This window comes from Paraburkholderia sp. 22098, from assembly GCF_052045935.1.
GTDB lineage: Bacteria > Pseudomonadota > Gammaproteobacteria > Burkholderiales > Burkholderiaceae > Paraburkholderia > Paraburkholderia caledonica.
In genome coordinates, this window is sequence record NZ_JBQEPV010000024.1 from 1 (window position 1) to 17,297 (window position 17,297).

Consider the following 17,297-nt stretch of genomic DNA (forward strand, 5'->3'; position numbering starts at 1 on the left):
TACAACGAATCGCATCCGCACAGCGCCCTGAAATACTGCTCACCACGCGAGTTTCGCCAGCGAGCAAATTCATCAACTTAAGCGTGACCGCATGTCCGGTCATGCAGGGGCAAGTCCACCCAAGCAGGTTGTCTCACAAAGCGACAATGCGGCCGACCCAGTTCAGGTCTGGCAAAGCGGAAATGATCTCTACAGTGTGCGTGGAACCACTCTGAAGCAGGACACGGGTTTCCTTTTCAGTATCGAGGTAACAAACGATTCTGTTCAAGGCGCGAAAGTGGCTATCTCACAGCTCATCCAGCAGGTCCGGCTTCGCGATCCATTTGCTGTCCCAGCTGAGCAGGGGTTTTGCATCGAGCGAGGTTTTATTCCGGGTGGTTACGCGGGCGGCGAGACGGCATTGATTTCGGTCGATTTATCGGGTCCCGATGCGTCGCTTATGATGAGCACCAATACTGAGGCCAAGAATACTGGCGGCAATCTTCTTGCCCGTATGAGCAACCTGCCAGTGCCCCTTGCTAACCTGGTGTCCAATGACACAGAAATCTTGCGACGTGGCGGGAAGGTCGTTGCAGGACGGGAAGGCGATGAATATGGCTACGCGGTCAAGCAGTCAAAAGACGTTTCGCTGGAATGGAGCGTGATTACTGGCAACGATCACGCGACCGAGCCGACCATAAAGATTTCCATGGATACGCACTCTGCAGTGCCTGAAAGCGCACGGCCGATGTTGATTGCGGTCTGGGATGATGTACTGAAATCTGTGAAGCGTCGGTAAGCGAACAAATATCATGGAACGACATCTCATCTTGAACGGGGACACGACGACAGCTAACGGCACCGTCCACGCTACGCCGGTCGCGATTTAACTGAACGGGCAGGATGTTGCACACGAAGATGACAGTGTGACGTGCCCGGCCTGCAACACGACAGGCAAAATTGAATGCGACGGCCCTCGCCAGATGATGACTGCACCTGATGGACGTCATGCCGCGCTCAGTGATAATCTGGGTGTACGCTTTTGCACACCCAGCCCTCGCCTTGCCGTCGCAAGATACGTCCTACGTCAACGCGTAACGTCGTAAGGCAAGCAATAATAATGTGGGGCGAGTGCCGTGCCCTCCGGCTTGGAGATACGTATGCAGTCGCTCCGCACTCGCAATTTCCTGTTCGTTGCGGCGTTTACAAAGCTTACGTTCAATGGAACCCATTCCCATGGCTATTTCACGCCGCGGTCATGGTCTGAGTTCGATGCGAATTGCACCTCTGGGAGAGGATTTGCTACTGACGCAGCAAGGAGGTCCGCAGTTCGTGATTATCCGGAAACCGTTGCGAGGATGTCCGAAAGCTTCTGGGACGTCGGATGACCATTTGGCTGCAGTTCAGTCCGCAGTAGCGAAGGTGCAATAGCCCAAGGGCAATTATCTGGATGAGAACCGCACCAAACCGACGGGTTCAGGGTTGCGGTGTAGCTTTTATGCTGGCCACCGCGTGGCTGAGTCGCCACGCGGTCGCATACAGTCTGGACGATGCACCGCAGCGGCGTGCAGGGTGGACGCCGTGCGCGCTCTACATTTGAAGTTCCCGTGGGAACGTCAAATTGCGTACTCATCTGAGCGCAATGATATCGCTATTTCCTAAACCATCTCGACGCCATACCTTTGCTCTCCTGCATAGCCTCTTTATCTTGCAGGTAACATCGCGAACGCAAGCCGGCACGCGATTCGGCAAACTCGGTCCGACGCCGATGCTTCCCAAAAGTCATTTTGCTTGCGTTGGTATGCCTTCGGGTACGCTACAAATCGCGGCGTGTCATCGCGAAAATTCACACTCACCGGCGCGAGGCTGAACATAGCGGGCCGGCGTGCCCGCCAAGCGAAGTCGCCGGGCTCGATGTGACGGTCGGGTCAGCGAGTCTCTTAAGACTTGAGCCGAACGCACTGTTGCAGGATGGCTCACGACCCAAGCGCGGCACAGCGATAGGGTTGCGCTCGATGTGATAACCCAATCGCGGTCCGAAGCGTTGGCATGCTGAAGTCGTCGCAGCATTCTCGAAATTTTGCTACAGCTCCATCACCAGCTTCGGTAGCCACGATGGAAACACCATCCCCTTGCGCCAATCCCTCGCCAAATCTCTGGGGATGATCGACATGAAGCAGCTCGGAAAACGGCAGGCGATCCGAGCTGCTTGCATCCGCATTGTCCGCTGGAGCTGTCCTCAATCATGCAATCTTCACGTTCCGGTTGCGAACGTAAGGCAGCAAGACGTTCCGCAGCACTCAATTTCCCACATAGCCGCCAAGATCATGACAGACTCCATAATCGTCAGCTGGCATAGTGCCTTTCACTCTCCGCTGTGAATTTCCAATTGAGACGCCTTTTCCGCAGCGCTGGGTTCAGCAGTCGAAATTGTCGACGCCTCACTGCTCGTGCTTCCTAGAGGTGGCTTGATTACTTCCCTTTCCTCACCACCATCCACCGCGGCGACTTGAACCGGACAATGCTCACGTAGAGCCACACGTAGGTCGCCGCGAACACCACCACGAAGCAGAACAGATGCAGCGTATGCCGCCAGAACAACGTGGCCGGCACCACCGCGATCAGACATAGCAGCCACAAATAAGGCGACGTCAGCGAATTGCGCCGCGTCAGTTCGCGTGCGGTACGCGCGCCGACCGCCCAACGCATCAGCCGCTTATACACCAGCATGTGCAGATGCACGCCATCCGGAATGCCGGGCGACATGCCACGAATAAACTTCTTTCGATAAATCGAGAAACACGTCTCGAAGATCGGGTACATGAAAAGCAGTACCGGATACCACGCGGACACGTCGCGGTTACGCATGACCAGCATGATCGACAGTTCGGCAAGCATGAAGCCGATGAAGTACGCGCCGCCGTCGCCGAGAAAAATCAGCCCCGCGGGGAAGTTCCAGATGAAGAAGCCGAGCACCGCGCCCATCATCATGAACGACGCCGACAGCACGATCGGATCGTGCACCTGGAAAGCGACATAAGCGAGCGACGCAAACATCATGAACGCCACCATCGACGCAAGGCCGTTGAAGCCGTCGATGATATTGATCGCGTTCGCAAGCGCCGCCACCGCGAGCACCGTGACCGCGCACGAGATCACAGTATATGAGAGCAGGAAGTCGAGCGGCGGCACGCTGATGCGCGTGACTGCGACGTCCAGCAGAAAATACGCAAGCGCCGCTGCCGCCATCGTGCAGACGAGGCGCGCGAGCGGCGACACACGCTTGGTCAGGTCCTCGACGAGACCCGAGCCGAAGGCCGGCATGCCGCACGCAATGAGCCCGAGGATGCCGCCCGATACTGCCGGATAGGCATAGCGCAGTTGCACGGCCGAAACGATCAGCCCGACGAGAATGCCCGTTCCGCCGATGCGCGGCACCGGGCGCACATGAAACTTCTGTACGCCGGCCAGATCGGTGTCGGTCGAAAATTTTTCATGCAGATGCGCATAGCGCACGATCAACAGCGTGATCAGCAGTGAAACGATAAAGCCGAGCGCAAAACTAAGCATGAAAGTGGGCCTGAGCGAAGACGCCGAATTATACAAACGAAACGCGAGACGCCCGGAAAAGCGCCGGGCTCCCGAGAGCCGCAACGAATCCCAGATAGTGAGGCACAAATCGCGCGCAAACCAGCGCCAGTCATGGATTTCACCTATGTAGCGAGGGTCGCGCCGCGTCGTTAACCTGGATGCGGCGACGTGTGCGCTATGCGGGCGGATAGAACACTCGCCGCGGATCGACAAGACGGTTCCGGAGACCCAATGCTAAATAACATCACAATTCGTGGCGGCCTGACGCTGGTGATCAGCGTATTCGTTGTCTTCCTGCTGACCGTAATCGGCGTTGGATATGGCGCACTGAAGCTTGCCAACAGTAGCCTCGACGACACGCAGCGCAGCGCAGCGGCGCTCTCGCATCTGAAGGCAAGCTCCGAAAAGCTGCTGCAGGTGCAACTCGCGCTGGGCTCTTATCAAACGCTCTTCAGCGTCGGCAAGCAAACCGACGACCTGCTGCCCGCCGCGCACAAGGTGCTGGTCGAATCGAACAAGGACTTTCGCAATTACATGGCGGGGCCGTTCTCGAGCGACGCGGAGCAGAAGCTCGCGCAGAACGTCGAGCAGGCCCGTAACGCGCTGGTCGATAAGGCAATCGAACCGGAGTTCAAAGCGCTCACCGACTTCGACTTCAATACGTTCCGCAATATTCAGGGCGAGACGGCGAACGGGTTTTACTCCACGTATTCGAAGGCGATCGACGCGCTCGAACATGCGCAGACCGAGAACCAGCACCGCCAGGCCGGGACCGCCGCGCAACGCTTCCAGATTGCGACGCTTCTCTTTGCAGCAATCGGCGCACTCGCCATCGTGATCGGCGTGGCGGCGCGCGTTGCGTTGTCGGCGGCGCTCATCAAGCCGGTCAATGCCACCGTCAAGCACTTTGAGCGGATGGCCGCAGGCGATCTGACCGTGGCGATCAAGAGCCAGTCGCGCAATGAAATGGGCCAGTTGCTGAGCGCGCTAACGAAGATGCGCGACGGTCTTGTCGACACGGTGTCGCAAGTGCGCGGCAGCACAACGGCCATTACGCAGGGCGCGAACGAAATTGCCTCGGGCAACGCAGACCTGTCCGCACGCACGGAGCAGCAAGCCGCGGCGCTTCAGCAGACGGCCGCGAGCATGGAGCAGCTCTCGGCGACCGTGAAGCAGAACGCGGACAACGCGAAGCAGGCCAACCGGCTCGCGCACGGCGCGCTCGACACGGTTACGCGCGGCGGCAAGGTGGTGTCGCGTGTCACGGAAACGATGGACGGCATCAGCGAGTCGTCGCGCAAAGTGACAGAGATTATCGGCATGATCGAGGGCATTGCGTTTCAGACCAACATTCTCGCGTTGAACGCGGCCGTGGAAGCGGCGCGTGCTGGCGAGCAGGGGCGCGGCTTTGCAGTCGTGGCGTCGGAAGTGCGCAGCCTCGCGCAGCGCTCGGGCGCGGCGGCGAAGGAGATCAAGGAACTGATCGGCGATTCGGCGGCTCAGGTCGAGCAGGGCGCGTCACTCGTGGCCGAGGCGAGCCGCACGATGAACGAGGCGATGCAGTCGGTCGAGCGCGTGACCGGCATCATGGGAGAAATCGAGGCCGCCGCGCTGGAGCAGAGCGACGGCATCGAGCAGGTCAACAAGGCCGTCTCGCAGATCGACGAAGTCACGCAGCACAATGCCGCACTCGTAGAGGAAGCGGCTGCGGCGGCGAAATCGCTGGAAGAACAGGCCGCTGTTTTGCGGGAGGCGGTTGCGGTGTTTCGGGTGGGAGAAAGTCCGTCGGGAGCGGGTACTGGTGTCCGGGCGAACGTGGATTTCAGCATCACCAGCCGTGCGCTGCTACTGGAGACTGTTTGAGTTTCGATAGCGCAGGCCGACTGTAACAAACGGACAAAGTTACAGGGATCGGGGACTTCGCGCGGCAACGCCGCACTTGTCGAATATAAGAGGCCCGCGGAATATTCGCCCGAGTCGGTACGCGACACTTCGCGGTGCAGCAGATTGCTCATCTCCAACATGCGTCCGCCCGCAAGCGCCCAGATGCCGCGAATTGTTGTTGCGTCTCGCCAACTGCTCTCAATAGTGAGGCGCCGAAGCCGTCCATAAATCGAAAACGCGGTACCGCTCGTGCGTTAGCGCGACCGGTTGCAAGGCCGCCCCACTTTCCCGATGGTTTCGCCAACATCGCAAAAGTCATTCCGCTTTTATGCCGGTATGTCGTCATAACTGCGAGTTTGACGCTTCGATCAAGCGCGAACAGCATCCACCCGTCGCCGCGATGCTGCAACGTCTGGACAGCAACAATCCCGCAGTCGACACCGTGCATACTTACGGCGTACTTGCTACCAACCACGTGCAGCTTGGGCTTCGATGCCTTCCGATCTATCGCTTCGATGCCTATCACCACCCGGGGCGTGGCTGTCAGTCCGCTTCTTTTACCAAATTACATGGCACGCCATCCTGCCGAGTTGCGAACGATTCTGCGGCGGGGAGCGGCACCGTGGCTCCATTCGCCACGGTGCAAGTTCGTTGCGCTCAACGAAACTCTATTAAAATAGACCACTTACTTGGCGAGTTATCCGCTCAATCCGTGGCTGCCTGTGCCGCTGCGGAACGCGTGGTCCCGTGCCGTAACCCGAGCATTTCTCTATCACAGAATGTCCGCACAAACTGCACATCGCATTGCCATTCTCATCCCTTGCCTTAACGAAGCCGCAACGATCGCTGCCGTAGTGCGGGATTTCAAAGCTGTCGTGTCCGGATGTGAAGTGCACGTGTTCGACAACAACTCGACCGACGCAACGGTTGAAGTGGCGAAGAATGCTGGCGCTCATGTCCGGACGGTGGCGCTGCGCGGCAAAGGAAACGTCATCCGGCGAATGTTCGCCGACGTCGAGGCAGACATCTACGTGCTCGTCGACGGCGATGACACCTATGATGCGAGTGCAACGCCGGCAATGATCGACGCCCTTCTTGCGGAAGGGCTCGATATGGTCGTTGGCACTCGGGTTTCCGAAGAGCACGCTGCCTATCGATTCGGGCATCGTTTCGGGAACGTCCTCCTGACACGCTGTGTATCGTCCATCTTTGGCCGGACTTTCACAGACATGCTCTCGGGGTTCCGGGTCTTCTCGCGTCGATATGTGAAGTCGTTTCCTGCTCACGCATCGGGCTTCGAGACAGAAACGGAACTGACGGTCCATGCGCTCGAGCTGCGCATGCCCGTAGCGGAGACGGGTACGATATACAAATCTCGTCCCGAAGGGTCAGCCAGCAAGCTCAACACCTACCGCGACGGCTTCCGAATCCTCATGACGATCGCCAGGCTCTTCAAGACAGAGAAGCCATTGGCGTTTTTCTCGCTCGGATCCGGATTGTGCGCCCTCATTTCCATCCTGCTCGCCATACCGTTGTTCGACACGTTCATCCGCACAGGTCTCGTACCGCGCTTGCCGACAGCACTGATGTGCGTCGCCCTGATGCTGTTCGGCGCAATCCTGCTGGTATGCGGTATCGTCCTTGATACCGTCACGCACGGACGAGCGGAATCGAAGCGCCTCGCCTACCTGGCGATCCCTGGTCCCCGTCGGGCATGATGAAGTCGCAGGTCATCCGATTCGCCATTGCAGGCGCCATCGGATTCGCGGCGGACGCTGGTGTCCTGTACTTCGCGCTTGCGTGCCGATCCGGTCCATTCTTCGGCCGGGTCGTGTCGTTTCTAGCCGCCGTGTGGGTGACCTGGCGGATCAATCGTCAATACACCTTCCGTGACCGGGGGCAGCGTTCCGCGTGGGCGGAATGGTGGCGCTACCTGCTGTCCATGTTGAGCGGCGCAAGCATCAATTACGCGGTGTATTCGCTCATCATCATCAGCGGGCCTCGTAGTTCATGGCTGCCGCTGATCGGGGTCGCCTGCGGATCGCTCGCAGGGATGTTCGTCAATTTCTTCGCAGCCAAATTTTGGGCCTTCCGAAATTAGGCCGTACCTTACGCACCCAAATGAATACCACGACCGTGCAGAACCGAACGCATTGGCTTCGAGGCCTCAGCATCAACAGCCCTCGCGCCGTAAAGCATGCGTGTTGGATCGTTCCGATCATCTTTGGACTGTACTCACTGAGTAAGGGCGCTGATTCAAACTGGGACCTGCGCAACTATCACCTATACAACGCCTTTGCATTCGTTCACGGGAAGTTATCGATCGATCTTGCTCCCGCCGGGATGCAAAGCTATTTCAATCCGCTGTTGGATATTCCGTTTTACTTCATGGCGATGCATCTGCCCGCGATGGTTGTCGGGTTCGTGATGGGCGTCGTTCACGGGCTGAATTTCCCCCTGCTGCTCGGTATCTGCCTTATGACGCTAAGTCATGTTCCCGAGGCAACCCGTTATCGAACGGCATTCTGGCTTGCACTCGCGGGCTGCGTCACCGCCAACTTTCTATCAGCGATCGGTAACACGATGGGCGATAACACGACATCGCTCGCAAGTCTCGGTGCTTTGCTCATCGTGCTGCACGTCTGGCCGCGACTGGCGCAGTTCCGCATACCCGTGATCGCGACACTGCTTCTCGCCGGTTTCGTGTCCGGGGCGGGTGCCGGACTCAAACTGACGACAGCTGTCTTTTCTGTTGCGCTATGCGGCGGCCTCCTGTTCGCGCCAGTGTCGATACCTTCGCGCCTGCGCGCGGCATTCGTATTTGGCGTTGGCGTGCTAGCTGGCCTTGCAACGACCGGCGGTTTCTGGTTCGCCGAACTTTGGCACCGGTACGGCAACCCGTTGTATCCGCAATTCAGTTCCGTTTTCCCTAGTGCGCTGACCTCGCCGGTGTCAGTTGTTGACACTGTCTGGCTTCCGAAGAGTTTCCTCGAAGCGATCGTCTTTCCTTTCATTTTCTCGCTCAATCCTTACCGTGTCGGACAGGCGCGCCTGCATCAGGCGATATGGGCCGTAGCATACGCGTGTTTCTGGTGCTGGGCCCTGACCGTGGCGGTTCGAAAAGCGAAGGGAGTCGCAGCGCCTCAATTGCCAGGCCGGGGTCGGTACGTGGTCGCGTACGTCGCGATCGGGTATCTGGTATGGATGAAACTGTTTAGCATTCAACGGTATCTCGTTGGAATCGAACTGTGCTTACCGCTCGTCGTCTATATGTTAGTCGGCCAGATGCTTACGTACCGGAGAGCGATTGGCGTCTCGAGAACGATGCTCGTCATATGTTCGCTCATCGTGTTGATTGGCGGTGCGCGTTCGTGGGGCCACGAGGCATGGAGCAAGAAGACATTTTCGATTGACCTGCCGCCGCTTCCAACGCCGGAGAACACGACGGTGCTGTTGACCTCGGGCGACCCGCCACTCGGTTGGATGGTCGCGCTCTTCCCTGAGAACGTTGCGTTCGCCGCTGTCGTGTCAGCATTTCCACAGGCAAGGCCAGCGTACGACAATAAGGTCCACGCCATGGCTCGCACAAGGGGAGGACCGCTGTACGCCCTGATTCCCGGCTACTGGACACATGGAGAGTACGACCAGGCCAAGAACTTGACTGAGATCGTTAATTCTAAAGCTGTCCTTGCGAACTATGGATTTGTGCTCGACGCCAGCTCCTGCAAGCTTTATAAAGCCCACATCGGCGCGGGCACTTCTCCCTATCAGTGGTGCCGCGTCACCAGCATAAGATAATCAACGAGGTGAAAGCTGACCGACGCATCGGGCAAGCAAGGCGACGGAGTACGACCGATGTCTTTAGCGCTAGGCCTCAGAGCCCTTCCCATGTTGTCTCCGACATCGCACCGCGGTATGCGGTTGTTAAGGGTCCGACTGCTGCCTTATAAGACAGCATCGACGGCGAAGCGCCTAGTCGGCTCGTCTTTGGAGCGAGTTCGGCTTCGAACGGTCCGCTTCCGTCTGTTTGGCTAACTGATAGTCTGCTGTCTGATCTGCCTCAACTTTGCTCCAGGTGCGCAGTTTGGCAAGGAGGCATCCAGCATGAGCTCAGTTGACCGACAGTCGCTTCCTACGCGAGACAACTGTATCACTGGCCTAACGTTGACGCGTTCGTGTCAACGCCAACGGTGACGATGTGAACTCGAATCAAAGTTCGGCTTAGGGGGTTCATCCAAATGGTCTTATTCTGGCTGTTAGCTCGAACCGATAGGCTCCAGCGATAGTTGCATCGTTTCGCATTAGTAACTGCCTCGCGCGGTGCAGGATTCGAAAGTTGGTTGCTCGCATTAGACCATACGGCGTTCCAAAAATGACTGGGCGGTCGGCTTGGGCTGACTCTGTTCTACGGTCCATCGGATAGCGGCTTAACCAGAGTGCGGCGGCGCATTTGAAGGAGTAGGGAAAAAGGTAGCGCTGGAGTTGAACTGGGGCGAGGAAGAATCCAGTAGGCAAAGCGGGACGTGAAGCGGAAAGAGGCGGACATGCCGTCTTTCACCGCATGCCCGCAACCTTCTTGCGACCGAATCAGTTAAAGCCGTCCGGATTCGCCGACTGCCACCGCCAGTGATCCGCACACATTCTTTCGATGCCGAACTCCGCGCGCCAGCCGAGCAGTTCCAATGCGGCGCGCGGATCGGCAAAGCATGACGCCACATCGCCCGGACGGCGCGCCACGATCTCATACGGCACCGGCCGCCCCGACGCCTTCTCGAACGCCTTCACGACGTCGATCACGCTGTAACCCTGGCCCGTCCCCAGATTCACGACGAAGCTCGCGTCGCGTTTGACGAGCGCATCGAGCGCGGCCAGATGCCCGCGCGCGAGATCCACCACGTGAATATAGTCACGCACGCCGGTGCCGTCGGGCGTTTCATAGTCGCCGCCGAACACGCGCAGCTTGTCTAGCTTGCCGACCGCGACCTGCGCGACATACGGCATCAGGTTGTTAGGAACGCCCGCCGGATCTTCGCCGATCAGCCCGCTTTCATGCGCGCCGACCGGATTGAAATAGCGCAGCGTGGCAATGCGCCACGAGGGATCGGCCACTTCGAGATCGCGCAACACCTGTTCGGCAATCAGCTTCGACTGACCATACGGATTCGTGGCCGACAGCGGAAACGATTCGTCGATAGGCGAGCTTTTCGGCACGCCGTACACCGTCGCCGACGAACTGAACACGAACTGCTTCACGTTGCGATCGCGCATCACGCCGAGCAGCGCGAGCAGGCTGCCCACGTTGTTGCTGTAGTACTCGATCGGCTTCGCAACCGACTCGCCCACCGCTTTCAGCGCGGCAAAGTGGATGGCGCCGGTAATCGGGTGCGCGTCGAAAACACGGTTGAGCGCCGCCTCGTCGCGCGCGTCCGCTTCGTAAAACGCAACGGCGCGGCCTGCGATTCGCTCCACGCGTTGCAGCGACTCGCGGTTGCTATTCACGAGATTGTCGATTACCACGACGTCGTAGCCACCGTTCAGCAGTTCAACGCAGGTGTGCGAACCGATGAAGCCCGCGCCGCCCGTTACCAGAATCGTGCCCTTCGTGGTCATGCTGTTGCTCCGTTAAAGTAAAACGCCTGTCATTTTTTGCACCAGGTCCTTATACGTTTCGACGACGACGCGTTCGTCGAACTCCTGCGCGACTTTCTGCCGGCCGCGTTCTGCCATGGCGCGGCGCTCGGCGACGCTCATATCGAGCATTCCGGCGAACGCCGCGGCGAGGCTTTCTGCGCTGCGCGCTTCGCAAAGCAGTCCATTGACCCCGTGTGCTACCACCTCGCGGCAGCCCGGCACGTCGGTCGTGACAATCGGCCGGCCCATCGCCGATGCTTCCATCAGCGTGCGCGGCACGCCTTCGCGATACGACGGCAAGACGACGCAATCCGCATCGGCGATAAAAGGCCGTACGTCATGCGCCTCGCCGAGATAGTCGATGATGCCTTCCCGTTCCCAGGCCGCCACTTCGTCGCGTGTGATCGCGCTCGGGTTGTCGACGCCGACCGGACCGAGCAACTGAAAACGCGCTTGCGGATAACGTTGGCGAAGCTGCCGTGCAGCCTCCACGTATTCGCCGACGCCTTTGTCCCACAGCAAACGGCCAATCAGAACGAACTTGAATTCCGCGCGCTCGGGCAGAGGTGTAAAGCCGAACTGTTCGAGATCGACGCCTTCACCGTGCAACAGCCGGGCGCGTTCAGGATGCACTAACAAATTCTGTTCGACAAACGCTGTCTGATCGTCGCGATTCAAAAACCAGATTTCGCGCGGAAAACGGAACGCGAAACGATACAGCTTTTTGGCCACCAGCGCGGCGCGGCTTCGCTGGATGAACACATACCCGAGCCCCGTCGTCACCGCAACCGACTGCACGCCCGCCAGTTTGGCGGCTATCGAGCCATAGATATTCGGCTTGATCGTGTAATGAAATACCACGTGCGGGCGGATCGCGCGGTAGCGCCGGTACAGCGTGTACAACGTGCGCAGGTCGTCACGCGGATTGGTGCCTTTGGAGGCGACCGGCAATTCGATGCAGCGGCAGCCCATGGCCGTGAGCAACTCGAACGTGCGGTCGCGCGGCGCGAGCACCGTCACGTCGACGCCGCGTCGCACCAGCATGCGAATCAGCCCTTGCCGGTACGTGTAGATTGCCCAGGCGGTGTTACACACGAGTGTAATGCGCAACGCGGGCGTCGACTTCAAGGCTGGCTTCATGCGGGAACGTGCTCGGCGGTGAATGAAAGGACGAACGGACGTGACAATGCGGATCAATGACTCGCGCGCGGCGCGAGAAGGCCGCGTTTGACCCGCTGCAACGCGCGGTACGGTGTCACGAGATGCAGCAGATTTTTGGCGAGGCCGAACCAGTCGTAGGGATTCGCGACGTTGAAGTAGCGCAGTTGCAGCCGCAGTGTCGAGAGCACCTGGCGGCGGCGCCTCGTCGCGCTGATGCCGCCTTCGTTCAGTTCGTAGTAAAGACCCAGTTCCGGCAGGTTCGCGCAGTCGTAACGTTCCATCAGACGCACGAACAGATCGAGGTCTTCCGCCGACGGATAGGCCGCGCGGTAATTGCCGACGGCGCGCACGGCGTCGATACGCAGCATCATGGAAGGATGCGCGAGGCATGAGCGGAAGAACCGCAGTCGGCGAATCGCCGCGGGCTCGGCGGGCGGCGTCAGCATGAAAAGCGGTGCGCCCGCACGCGTGACCACCTGCGTCCACATGCCGAGCCCGGCCACTTGCGGATGCGCTTCCATGTATGCGCGCTGCTTCGCAAGCCGTTGCGGCACGCTGCGGTCGCCCGCGTCTATACGAGCGGCATAGCGAAAGCCGCGCTGCGCGAGCGCGTCGATACCGGTTTGCAACGCACGCTCGATGCCGCCGTTCTGCGGCATGCGCAACACTTCGATCTGCAGGTTCGCAAGCGTTGGCGCGACGATGGGCGGCGTGCTGCCGTCATCGACGATCAGAACGTGCACCAGCGCACTTTCATTGAACGACGCGAGCGTAAGATCGACGTCGGCCTGGCCGTTGTAGGCGGGCATCAGCACCGCGACGTCATCGAGGCAGTGCGGCGGCGTGTCGACGGCGGTAAGCGTCATGGGTGCAATTTGAAACGGATGTAATAAAGATTAACCGACGCCGCCGCGAGATAACCGCATGCAAGGCCCACGAGCGCGCCATAAGCGCCTAGCCGCGGAATAGCCAGCAGATTGACGACGAACGCAACGGCTAGCGCGAGCAGCCATTTGAACAGCAACACGAACTTCGCCTGATACTTGAGAACGACCAGATTGCCGATTGCCTCGATGCCGGCGGGCACGGAGAGCCAAACCGCCCAGCGGAAAATTTCGATCGCGCCTTCGAAGCCCGGCCCGAACACGCGGCGAATGATAAAGCCGGCGAGCAGATCGAGCACCGCGGCGCCCGCGACCATCAACGCGGCGGTCATTGCGGTAAGGCGCCAGACGTTGCGGCGCAACTGTGCGGCCTGCTGCACACGGTAGACGAACGCCGGCGCGATGGTCTGCGCGAGCATCAGCGCGAGCGTGATCCAGTTTTCGTTCAACTGCTGCGCGGCGGAATAGCGGCCAAGATCGGCAAACGAAATGGCCCGCTCCAACATGAGCCGATCCAGTTTCAGGAACAGATACATACAGATCAGGCCGAGCCAGAACACCGTGCCCGCGCTCGCGAAGTGCTTGAAGAGAGAGCGGTCAAAATGTAACCGCAGCTTGCCGCCATGACGACGAATGTAATAGACCACCAGTACACTGCCGATGGCCGCAGACTCGAGCGCCCACAGCCAGCCGAAGCGCGCGGGTTGCGCAGCGGCGCGCACGAGCAGATAGACGAAGCCAGCCTTGATAACCGCCGTACTCATGCTGGTGAGCAATTGCGGCTTGCTGTACGTCATGCTCTGCAGCCACGCATTGATCACGCCGACGAACGGTTCGCGAAACAGCATCGTGACGGCGAGTCCCGCGAGCATCGCGCCGACGAGCGGATCGAACAGATTGAGCGCAATGCCGAGCCACGTCAGCAGCAATGCTACAACCGACACCGAAAAGCGCAGTGCGAACGCACTGCCGAGCACGGTGCCGAGCTGCGCGGGCGGTCGCTCGACAATGGTGGGCACGAGAATCTCTGCGCCGCATACCCAGGTGACAGGCGAGAGCACCAGCAGCAGCGTATTGGCGTATTGCCATTTGCCGAACGTGTCCGGCCCGAAGTAACGCGCGAGCATGCCGCTGATTGCAATGGCCACGCCGATTTGCGTGAGCCGTTCGAGGCCAAGCCAGACAATGTTCGTGAAGGCGCGCGTGACGTCGGGATTGGCAAAGCGCTTGAGCGTCAGCATCCGGTAAGTGCCCGCCAATGCGTTCGGCGCGAGTCTGCCCACCTGGCTGGCCGTCGAGGCACGGGCGGCCTTGGCAACTTTACAAATGGAGGGCGTCTAAGCATTAGAATGGTGTTACCAGGCTGGTCCTAAAAGCGCAATTATAAGTTGGAACCGGATTGCTTCCGGCAAGGGCGCAGCATCATGTCCGATCGCTATGATTTACCGATTCAGCATGACTGCGCCGGTCAAAATTTTCCATTGCACGCAAGTGAGCCAACATGATCTCCAAATCTATTTTCAAGGCATATGACATTCGCGGCGTAATCGGCAAGACGCTCGATGCCGATGCAGCGCGTTCGATCGGCCGTGCGTTCGGCAGCGAAGTGCGTGCACAAGGCGGCGACGCCGTGGTGGTCGCGCGTGACGGTCGCCTGTCGGGCCCGGAATTGATCCAGGCATTGTCGGACGGGCTGCGTGCGGCCGGCGTCGACGTGGTCAATGTCGGCATGGTGCCAACCCCGGTCGGCTACTTTGCGGCGAGCGTGCCGTTGCAACTCGAAGGCGGCGAACGGCGTATCGATTCGTGCATCGTCGTGACCGGTAGTCATAATCCGCCGGACTACAACGGCTTCAAGATGGTGCTGCGCGGCTCCGCGATTTACGGCGACCAGATTCTCGCGCTGCATCAGCGCATCGTCGACGAAAACTTCTCCGAAGGCAGCGGCACCTACGCCGAGTACGACATTGCCGATGCGTATCTCGAGCGCATTGCGAGCGACGTCAAGCTCACGCGCCCGATCAAGATCGTCGTGGACACCGGCAACGGCGTCGCCGGCGGCCTCGCGCCGAAGCTCTTCAAGAAGCTCGGTTGCGAACTCGTCGAACTCTTCACGGAAATCGACGGCAACTTCCCGAACCATCACCCGGATCCGGCGCATCCGGAAAACCTTCAGGACGTGATTCGCGCACTGAAGGAAACGGACGCGGAAATCGGCTTTGCGTTCGACGGCGACGGCGACCGCCTCGGCGTCGTCACCAAAGACGGTCAGATCATTTATCCGGACCGCCAACTGATGCTGTTCGCCGAAGAAGTGCTGTCGCGCAACAAGGGCGCGCAGATCATTTACGACGTGAAGTGCACCCGCAATCTCGCGAAGTGGGTGAAGGACAAGGGCGGCGAGCCGCTCATGTGGAAGACCGGCCACTCGCTCGTAAAGGCGAAGCTGCGCGAAACCGGCGCGCCGCTCGCGGGTGAAATGAGCGGCCACGTGTTCTTCAAGGACCGCTGGTACGGTTTCGACGACGGCCTGTACACGGGCGCTCGTCTGCTGGAAATCCTCACGCGTGTGGAAGACCCGAGCAAGCTGCTCAACTCGCTGCCCAACTCGAACTCCACGCCCGAACTGCAACTGAAACTCGAGGAAGGCGAGAATTTCGAACTTATCGCACGCTTGCAGCAGAACGCGAAATTCACCGGCGCCGACGACGTCGTGAAGATCGACGGCCTGCGCGTCGAGTACCCCGACGGCTTCGGCCTCGCGCGTTCGTCGAACACCACGCCGGTCGTGGTCATGCGTTTTGAAGCCGATAACGACGCGGCACTCAAGCGCATTCAGGAAGACTTCCGCCGCGTGATTCTCGCGGAGAAGGCTGACGCAAAGCTGCCGTTCTAAACGTTCGAACGGCGGGGCTTGCGCTGGCATTGCTGGCGTTGCTGGCGAGCCGTGGCCATCGGCCAGAACGCGGCGCGGGTTTCACTTACCGCGCCGCGTTTTTTCATGCCAGTCTGCCGGGTCGCGCTAGAATTGCCGTCCTGGTGACATAACGTCTACGTTCTGTCGTCTCTCGCTGGAAGTCTCACGCGAAGCGTTAGGTTTCGTTGGACTTCTTTCAATGCATCTTCGGGCCGGATAACCGGTTTTCCCACTCTTGAGCGTGCAAAAGATATTGATCGTGAGGGTGTCGTCGTTGGGCGACGTCGTTCACAACATGCCGGTGATCGCCGACATCCGGCGCCGTCATCCCGAGGCGCAGATCGACTGGCTCGTCGAGGAAAGCTTCGTGGGGCTCGTCGAACTCGTGACCGGCGTGCGGCGCGCGATTCCCGTGTCGCTGCGCCGTTGGCGCAAGCGCATCTTGTCGATCGGCAACTGGCGCGAGATAAGTGCATTCCGACGTGCGCTCGCCGCCGAGAACTACGATCTGGTGATCGACTGCCAGGGGCTCATCAAGACCGCGTGGGTCGCGAAGATGGCGCGCGGACCGCTCGTCGGCCTTGCAAATCGCACTGACGGCGCGGGCTTCGAATGGCCGGTGCGCTTCTTTTACGACAAGCGCGTGCCGATCGAGCCGCGCACGCATGTGGTCGAGCGCACGCGGCAACTGGTGGCGGCGGCGCTGAACGACCCGAAGCCGCAACCTACCGACGAAATCGATTTTGGCATCGACACGCGGCGCGCCGCGTTGGCGTTGTCGGCGGCGAATCTCAATCTTCCGGTGCCTTACGTGGTGTTCGTGCATGCAACCTCGCGTGCCGACAAGCAATGGCCCGATACCGCGTGGATCGAGTTGGGGCAGTCGCTCGTGCGGCGCGGCGCGTCGATCGTCTTGCCCTGGGGCAGCGAGGCCGAGCGCGAGACGAGCGAGCGTCTCGCCAAAGAGTTCGGGGCGGCAGCCATCGTGCCGCCCAGGCTGTCGTTGCCTGCGGTGGTCGGTCTGATTGAAGGCGCGGCTGCAACGGTCGGTGTTGACACAGGTCTGGTTCACATCGCGGCGGCGCTTAAGCGGCCCACGGTCGAGTTGTACAATTTCGCGACCGCGTGGCGCACCGGCGGCTACTGGTCGCCGAACGTCGTCAATCTCGGCACGGCAGGGCAACCGCCCACGCTGCAACAGGTGAAGTCCGCGCTTGCCGGCTTCGGACTGTTGTGATTCGTCCGGTGCG

Annotated in this window: 12 protein-coding genes; 7 read left to right on the forward strand and 5 right to left on the reverse strand. The window is 59.8% G+C overall.

The window, feature by feature from the left end:
- Positions 1–91: 91 nt before the first annotated feature.
- Complete coding sequence (locus tag ACTJLB_RS31200) at positions 92–778, forward strand: T6SS immunity protein Tli4 family protein (RefSeq protein WP_440785564.1); 687 nt, start codon at positions 92–94, stop codon at positions 776–778.
- Between the two features lie 1,673 nt (positions 779–2,451).
- Here ACTJLB_RS31200 and ACTJLB_RS31205 read toward each other — a convergent pair.
- Complete coding sequence (locus ACTJLB_RS31205) at positions 2,452–3,549, reverse strand: MraY family glycosyltransferase (protein WP_310354380.1); 1,098 nt, start codon at positions 3,547–3,549, stop codon at positions 2,452–2,454.
- Between the two features lie 252 nt (positions 3,550–3,801).
- Between ACTJLB_RS31205 and ACTJLB_RS31210 the strand changes: the two genes are divergently transcribed.
- The 4 genes from ACTJLB_RS31210 (at position 3,802) to ACTJLB_RS31225 (ending at position 9,252) form a co-directional block, all read left to right on the forward strand.
- A complete protein-coding gene (locus tag ACTJLB_RS31210) occupies positions 3,802–5,433 on the forward strand; it encodes a methyl-accepting chemotaxis protein (RefSeq protein WP_310354382.1) in 1,632 nt (543 codons plus the stop codon).
- Positions 5,434–6,233: 800 nt separating this feature from the next.
- Positions 6,234–7,172: a glycosyltransferase family 2 protein gene (locus ACTJLB_RS31215; RefSeq protein ID WP_310354384.1), complete on the forward strand. Its 939-nt coding sequence runs from the start codon at positions 6,234–6,236 to the stop codon at positions 7,170–7,172.
- Positions 7,169–7,555: a GtrA family protein gene (locus tag ACTJLB_RS31220; RefSeq protein ID WP_310354385.1), complete on the forward strand. Its 387-nt coding sequence runs from the start codon at positions 7,169–7,171 to the stop codon at positions 7,553–7,555. Before ACTJLB_RS31215 ends, ACTJLB_RS31220 begins: the two co-directional genes overlap by 4 nt.
- Before the next feature lie 20 nt (positions 7,556–7,575).
- Positions 7,576–9,252, forward strand: coding sequence for a hypothetical protein (locus tag ACTJLB_RS31225; RefSeq protein WP_310354387.1), 1,677 nt, complete (start codon positions 7,576–7,578; stop codon positions 9,250–9,252).
- Positions 9,253–10,041: 789 nt separating this feature from the next.
- Here the strand turns inward: ACTJLB_RS31225 and galE are convergent.
- Genes galE through ACTJLB_RS31245 form a run of 4 tightly spaced genes read right to left on the reverse strand, consistent with a single transcriptional unit; the run spans position 10,042 to position 14,371 of the window.
- Positions 10,042–11,064: a UDP-glucose 4-epimerase GalE gene (gene galE / locus ACTJLB_RS31230; protein WP_440785565.1), complete on the reverse strand. Its 1,023-nt coding sequence runs from the start codon at positions 11,062–11,064 to the stop codon at positions 10,042–10,044.
- A gap of 12 nt (positions 11,065–11,076) precedes the next feature.
- Positions 11,077–12,225, reverse strand: a complete 1,149-nt coding sequence (locus tag ACTJLB_RS31235; RefSeq protein WP_440785566.1) for a glycosyltransferase family 4 protein — start codon at positions 12,223–12,225, stop codon at positions 11,077–11,079.
- Between the two features lie 53 nt (positions 12,226–12,278).
- Positions 12,279–13,112 (reverse strand): glycosyltransferase, encoded by an 834-nt coding sequence (locus ACTJLB_RS31240; protein WP_440785567.1) that lies wholly within the window; start codon positions 13,110–13,112, stop codon positions 12,279–12,281.
- On the reverse strand, positions 13,109–14,371 hold the full coding sequence (locus ACTJLB_RS31245; protein WP_440785581.1) for an oligosaccharide flippase family protein: 1,263 nt from the start codon (positions 14,369–14,371) through the stop codon (positions 13,109–13,111). Before ACTJLB_RS31245 ends, ACTJLB_RS31240 begins: the two co-directional genes overlap by 4 nt.
- 260 nt (positions 14,372–14,631) lie before the next feature.
- Between ACTJLB_RS31245 and ACTJLB_RS31250 the strand changes: the two genes are divergently transcribed.
- Together ACTJLB_RS31250 and waaC are read left to right on the forward strand one after the other, a co-directional pair.
- On the forward strand, positions 14,632–16,026 hold the full coding sequence (locus ACTJLB_RS31250; protein ID WP_020065107.1) for a phosphomannomutase/phosphoglucomutase: 1,395 nt from the start codon (positions 14,632–14,634) through the stop codon (positions 16,024–16,026).
- A gap of 256 nt (positions 16,027–16,282) precedes the next feature.
- A complete protein-coding gene (gene waaC / locus ACTJLB_RS31255; RefSeq protein WP_020065108.1) occupies positions 16,283–17,284 on the forward strand; it encodes a lipopolysaccharide heptosyltransferase I in 1,002 nt (333 codons plus the stop codon).
- Positions 17,285–17,297 lie beyond the last annotated feature (13 nt).

Bases quoted from the DNA above. Each gene is read 5' to 3' on its own strand.
- ACTJLB_RS31245 (WP_440785581.1), bottom strand. From the start codon at position 14,371: ATGCTGACGCTCAAGCGCTTTGCCAATCCCGACGTCACGCGCGCCTTC.
- ACTJLB_RS31235 (WP_440785566.1), bottom strand. From the start codon at position 12,225: ATGAAGCCAGCCTTGAAGTCGACGCCCGCGTTGCGCATTACACTCGTG.
- ACTJLB_RS31210 (WP_310354382.1), top strand. From the start codon at position 3,802: ATGCTAAATAACATCACAATTCGTGGCGGCCTGACGCTGGTGATCAGC.
- ACTJLB_RS31250 (WP_020065107.1), top strand. From the start codon at position 14,632: ATGATCTCCAAATCTATTTTCAAGGCATATGACATTCGCGGCGTAATC.
- ACTJLB_RS31240 (WP_440785567.1), bottom strand. From the start codon at position 13,112: ATGACGCTTACCGCCGTCGACACGCCGCCGCACTGCCTCGATGACGTC.
- galE (WP_440785565.1), bottom strand. From the start codon at position 11,064: ATGACCACGAAGGGCACGATTCTGGTAACGGGCGGCGCGGGCTTCATC.
- ACTJLB_RS31205 (WP_310354380.1), bottom strand. From the start codon at position 3,549: ATGCTTAGTTTTGCGCTCGGCTTTATCGTTTCACTGCTGATCACGCTG.
- ACTJLB_RS31215 (WP_310354384.1), top strand. From the start codon at position 6,234: ATGTCCGCACAAACTGCACATCGCATTGCCATTCTCATCCCTTGCCTT.
- ACTJLB_RS31200 (WP_440785564.1), top strand. From the start codon at position 92: ATGTCCGGTCATGCAGGGGCAAGTCCACCCAAGCAGGTTGTCTCACAA.
- ACTJLB_RS31220 (WP_310354385.1), top strand. From the start codon at position 7,169: ATGATGAAGTCGCAGGTCATCCGATTCGCCATTGCAGGCGCCATCGGA.
- ACTJLB_RS31225 (WP_310354387.1), top strand. From the start codon at position 7,576: ATGAATACCACGACCGTGCAGAACCGAACGCATTGGCTTCGAGGCCTC.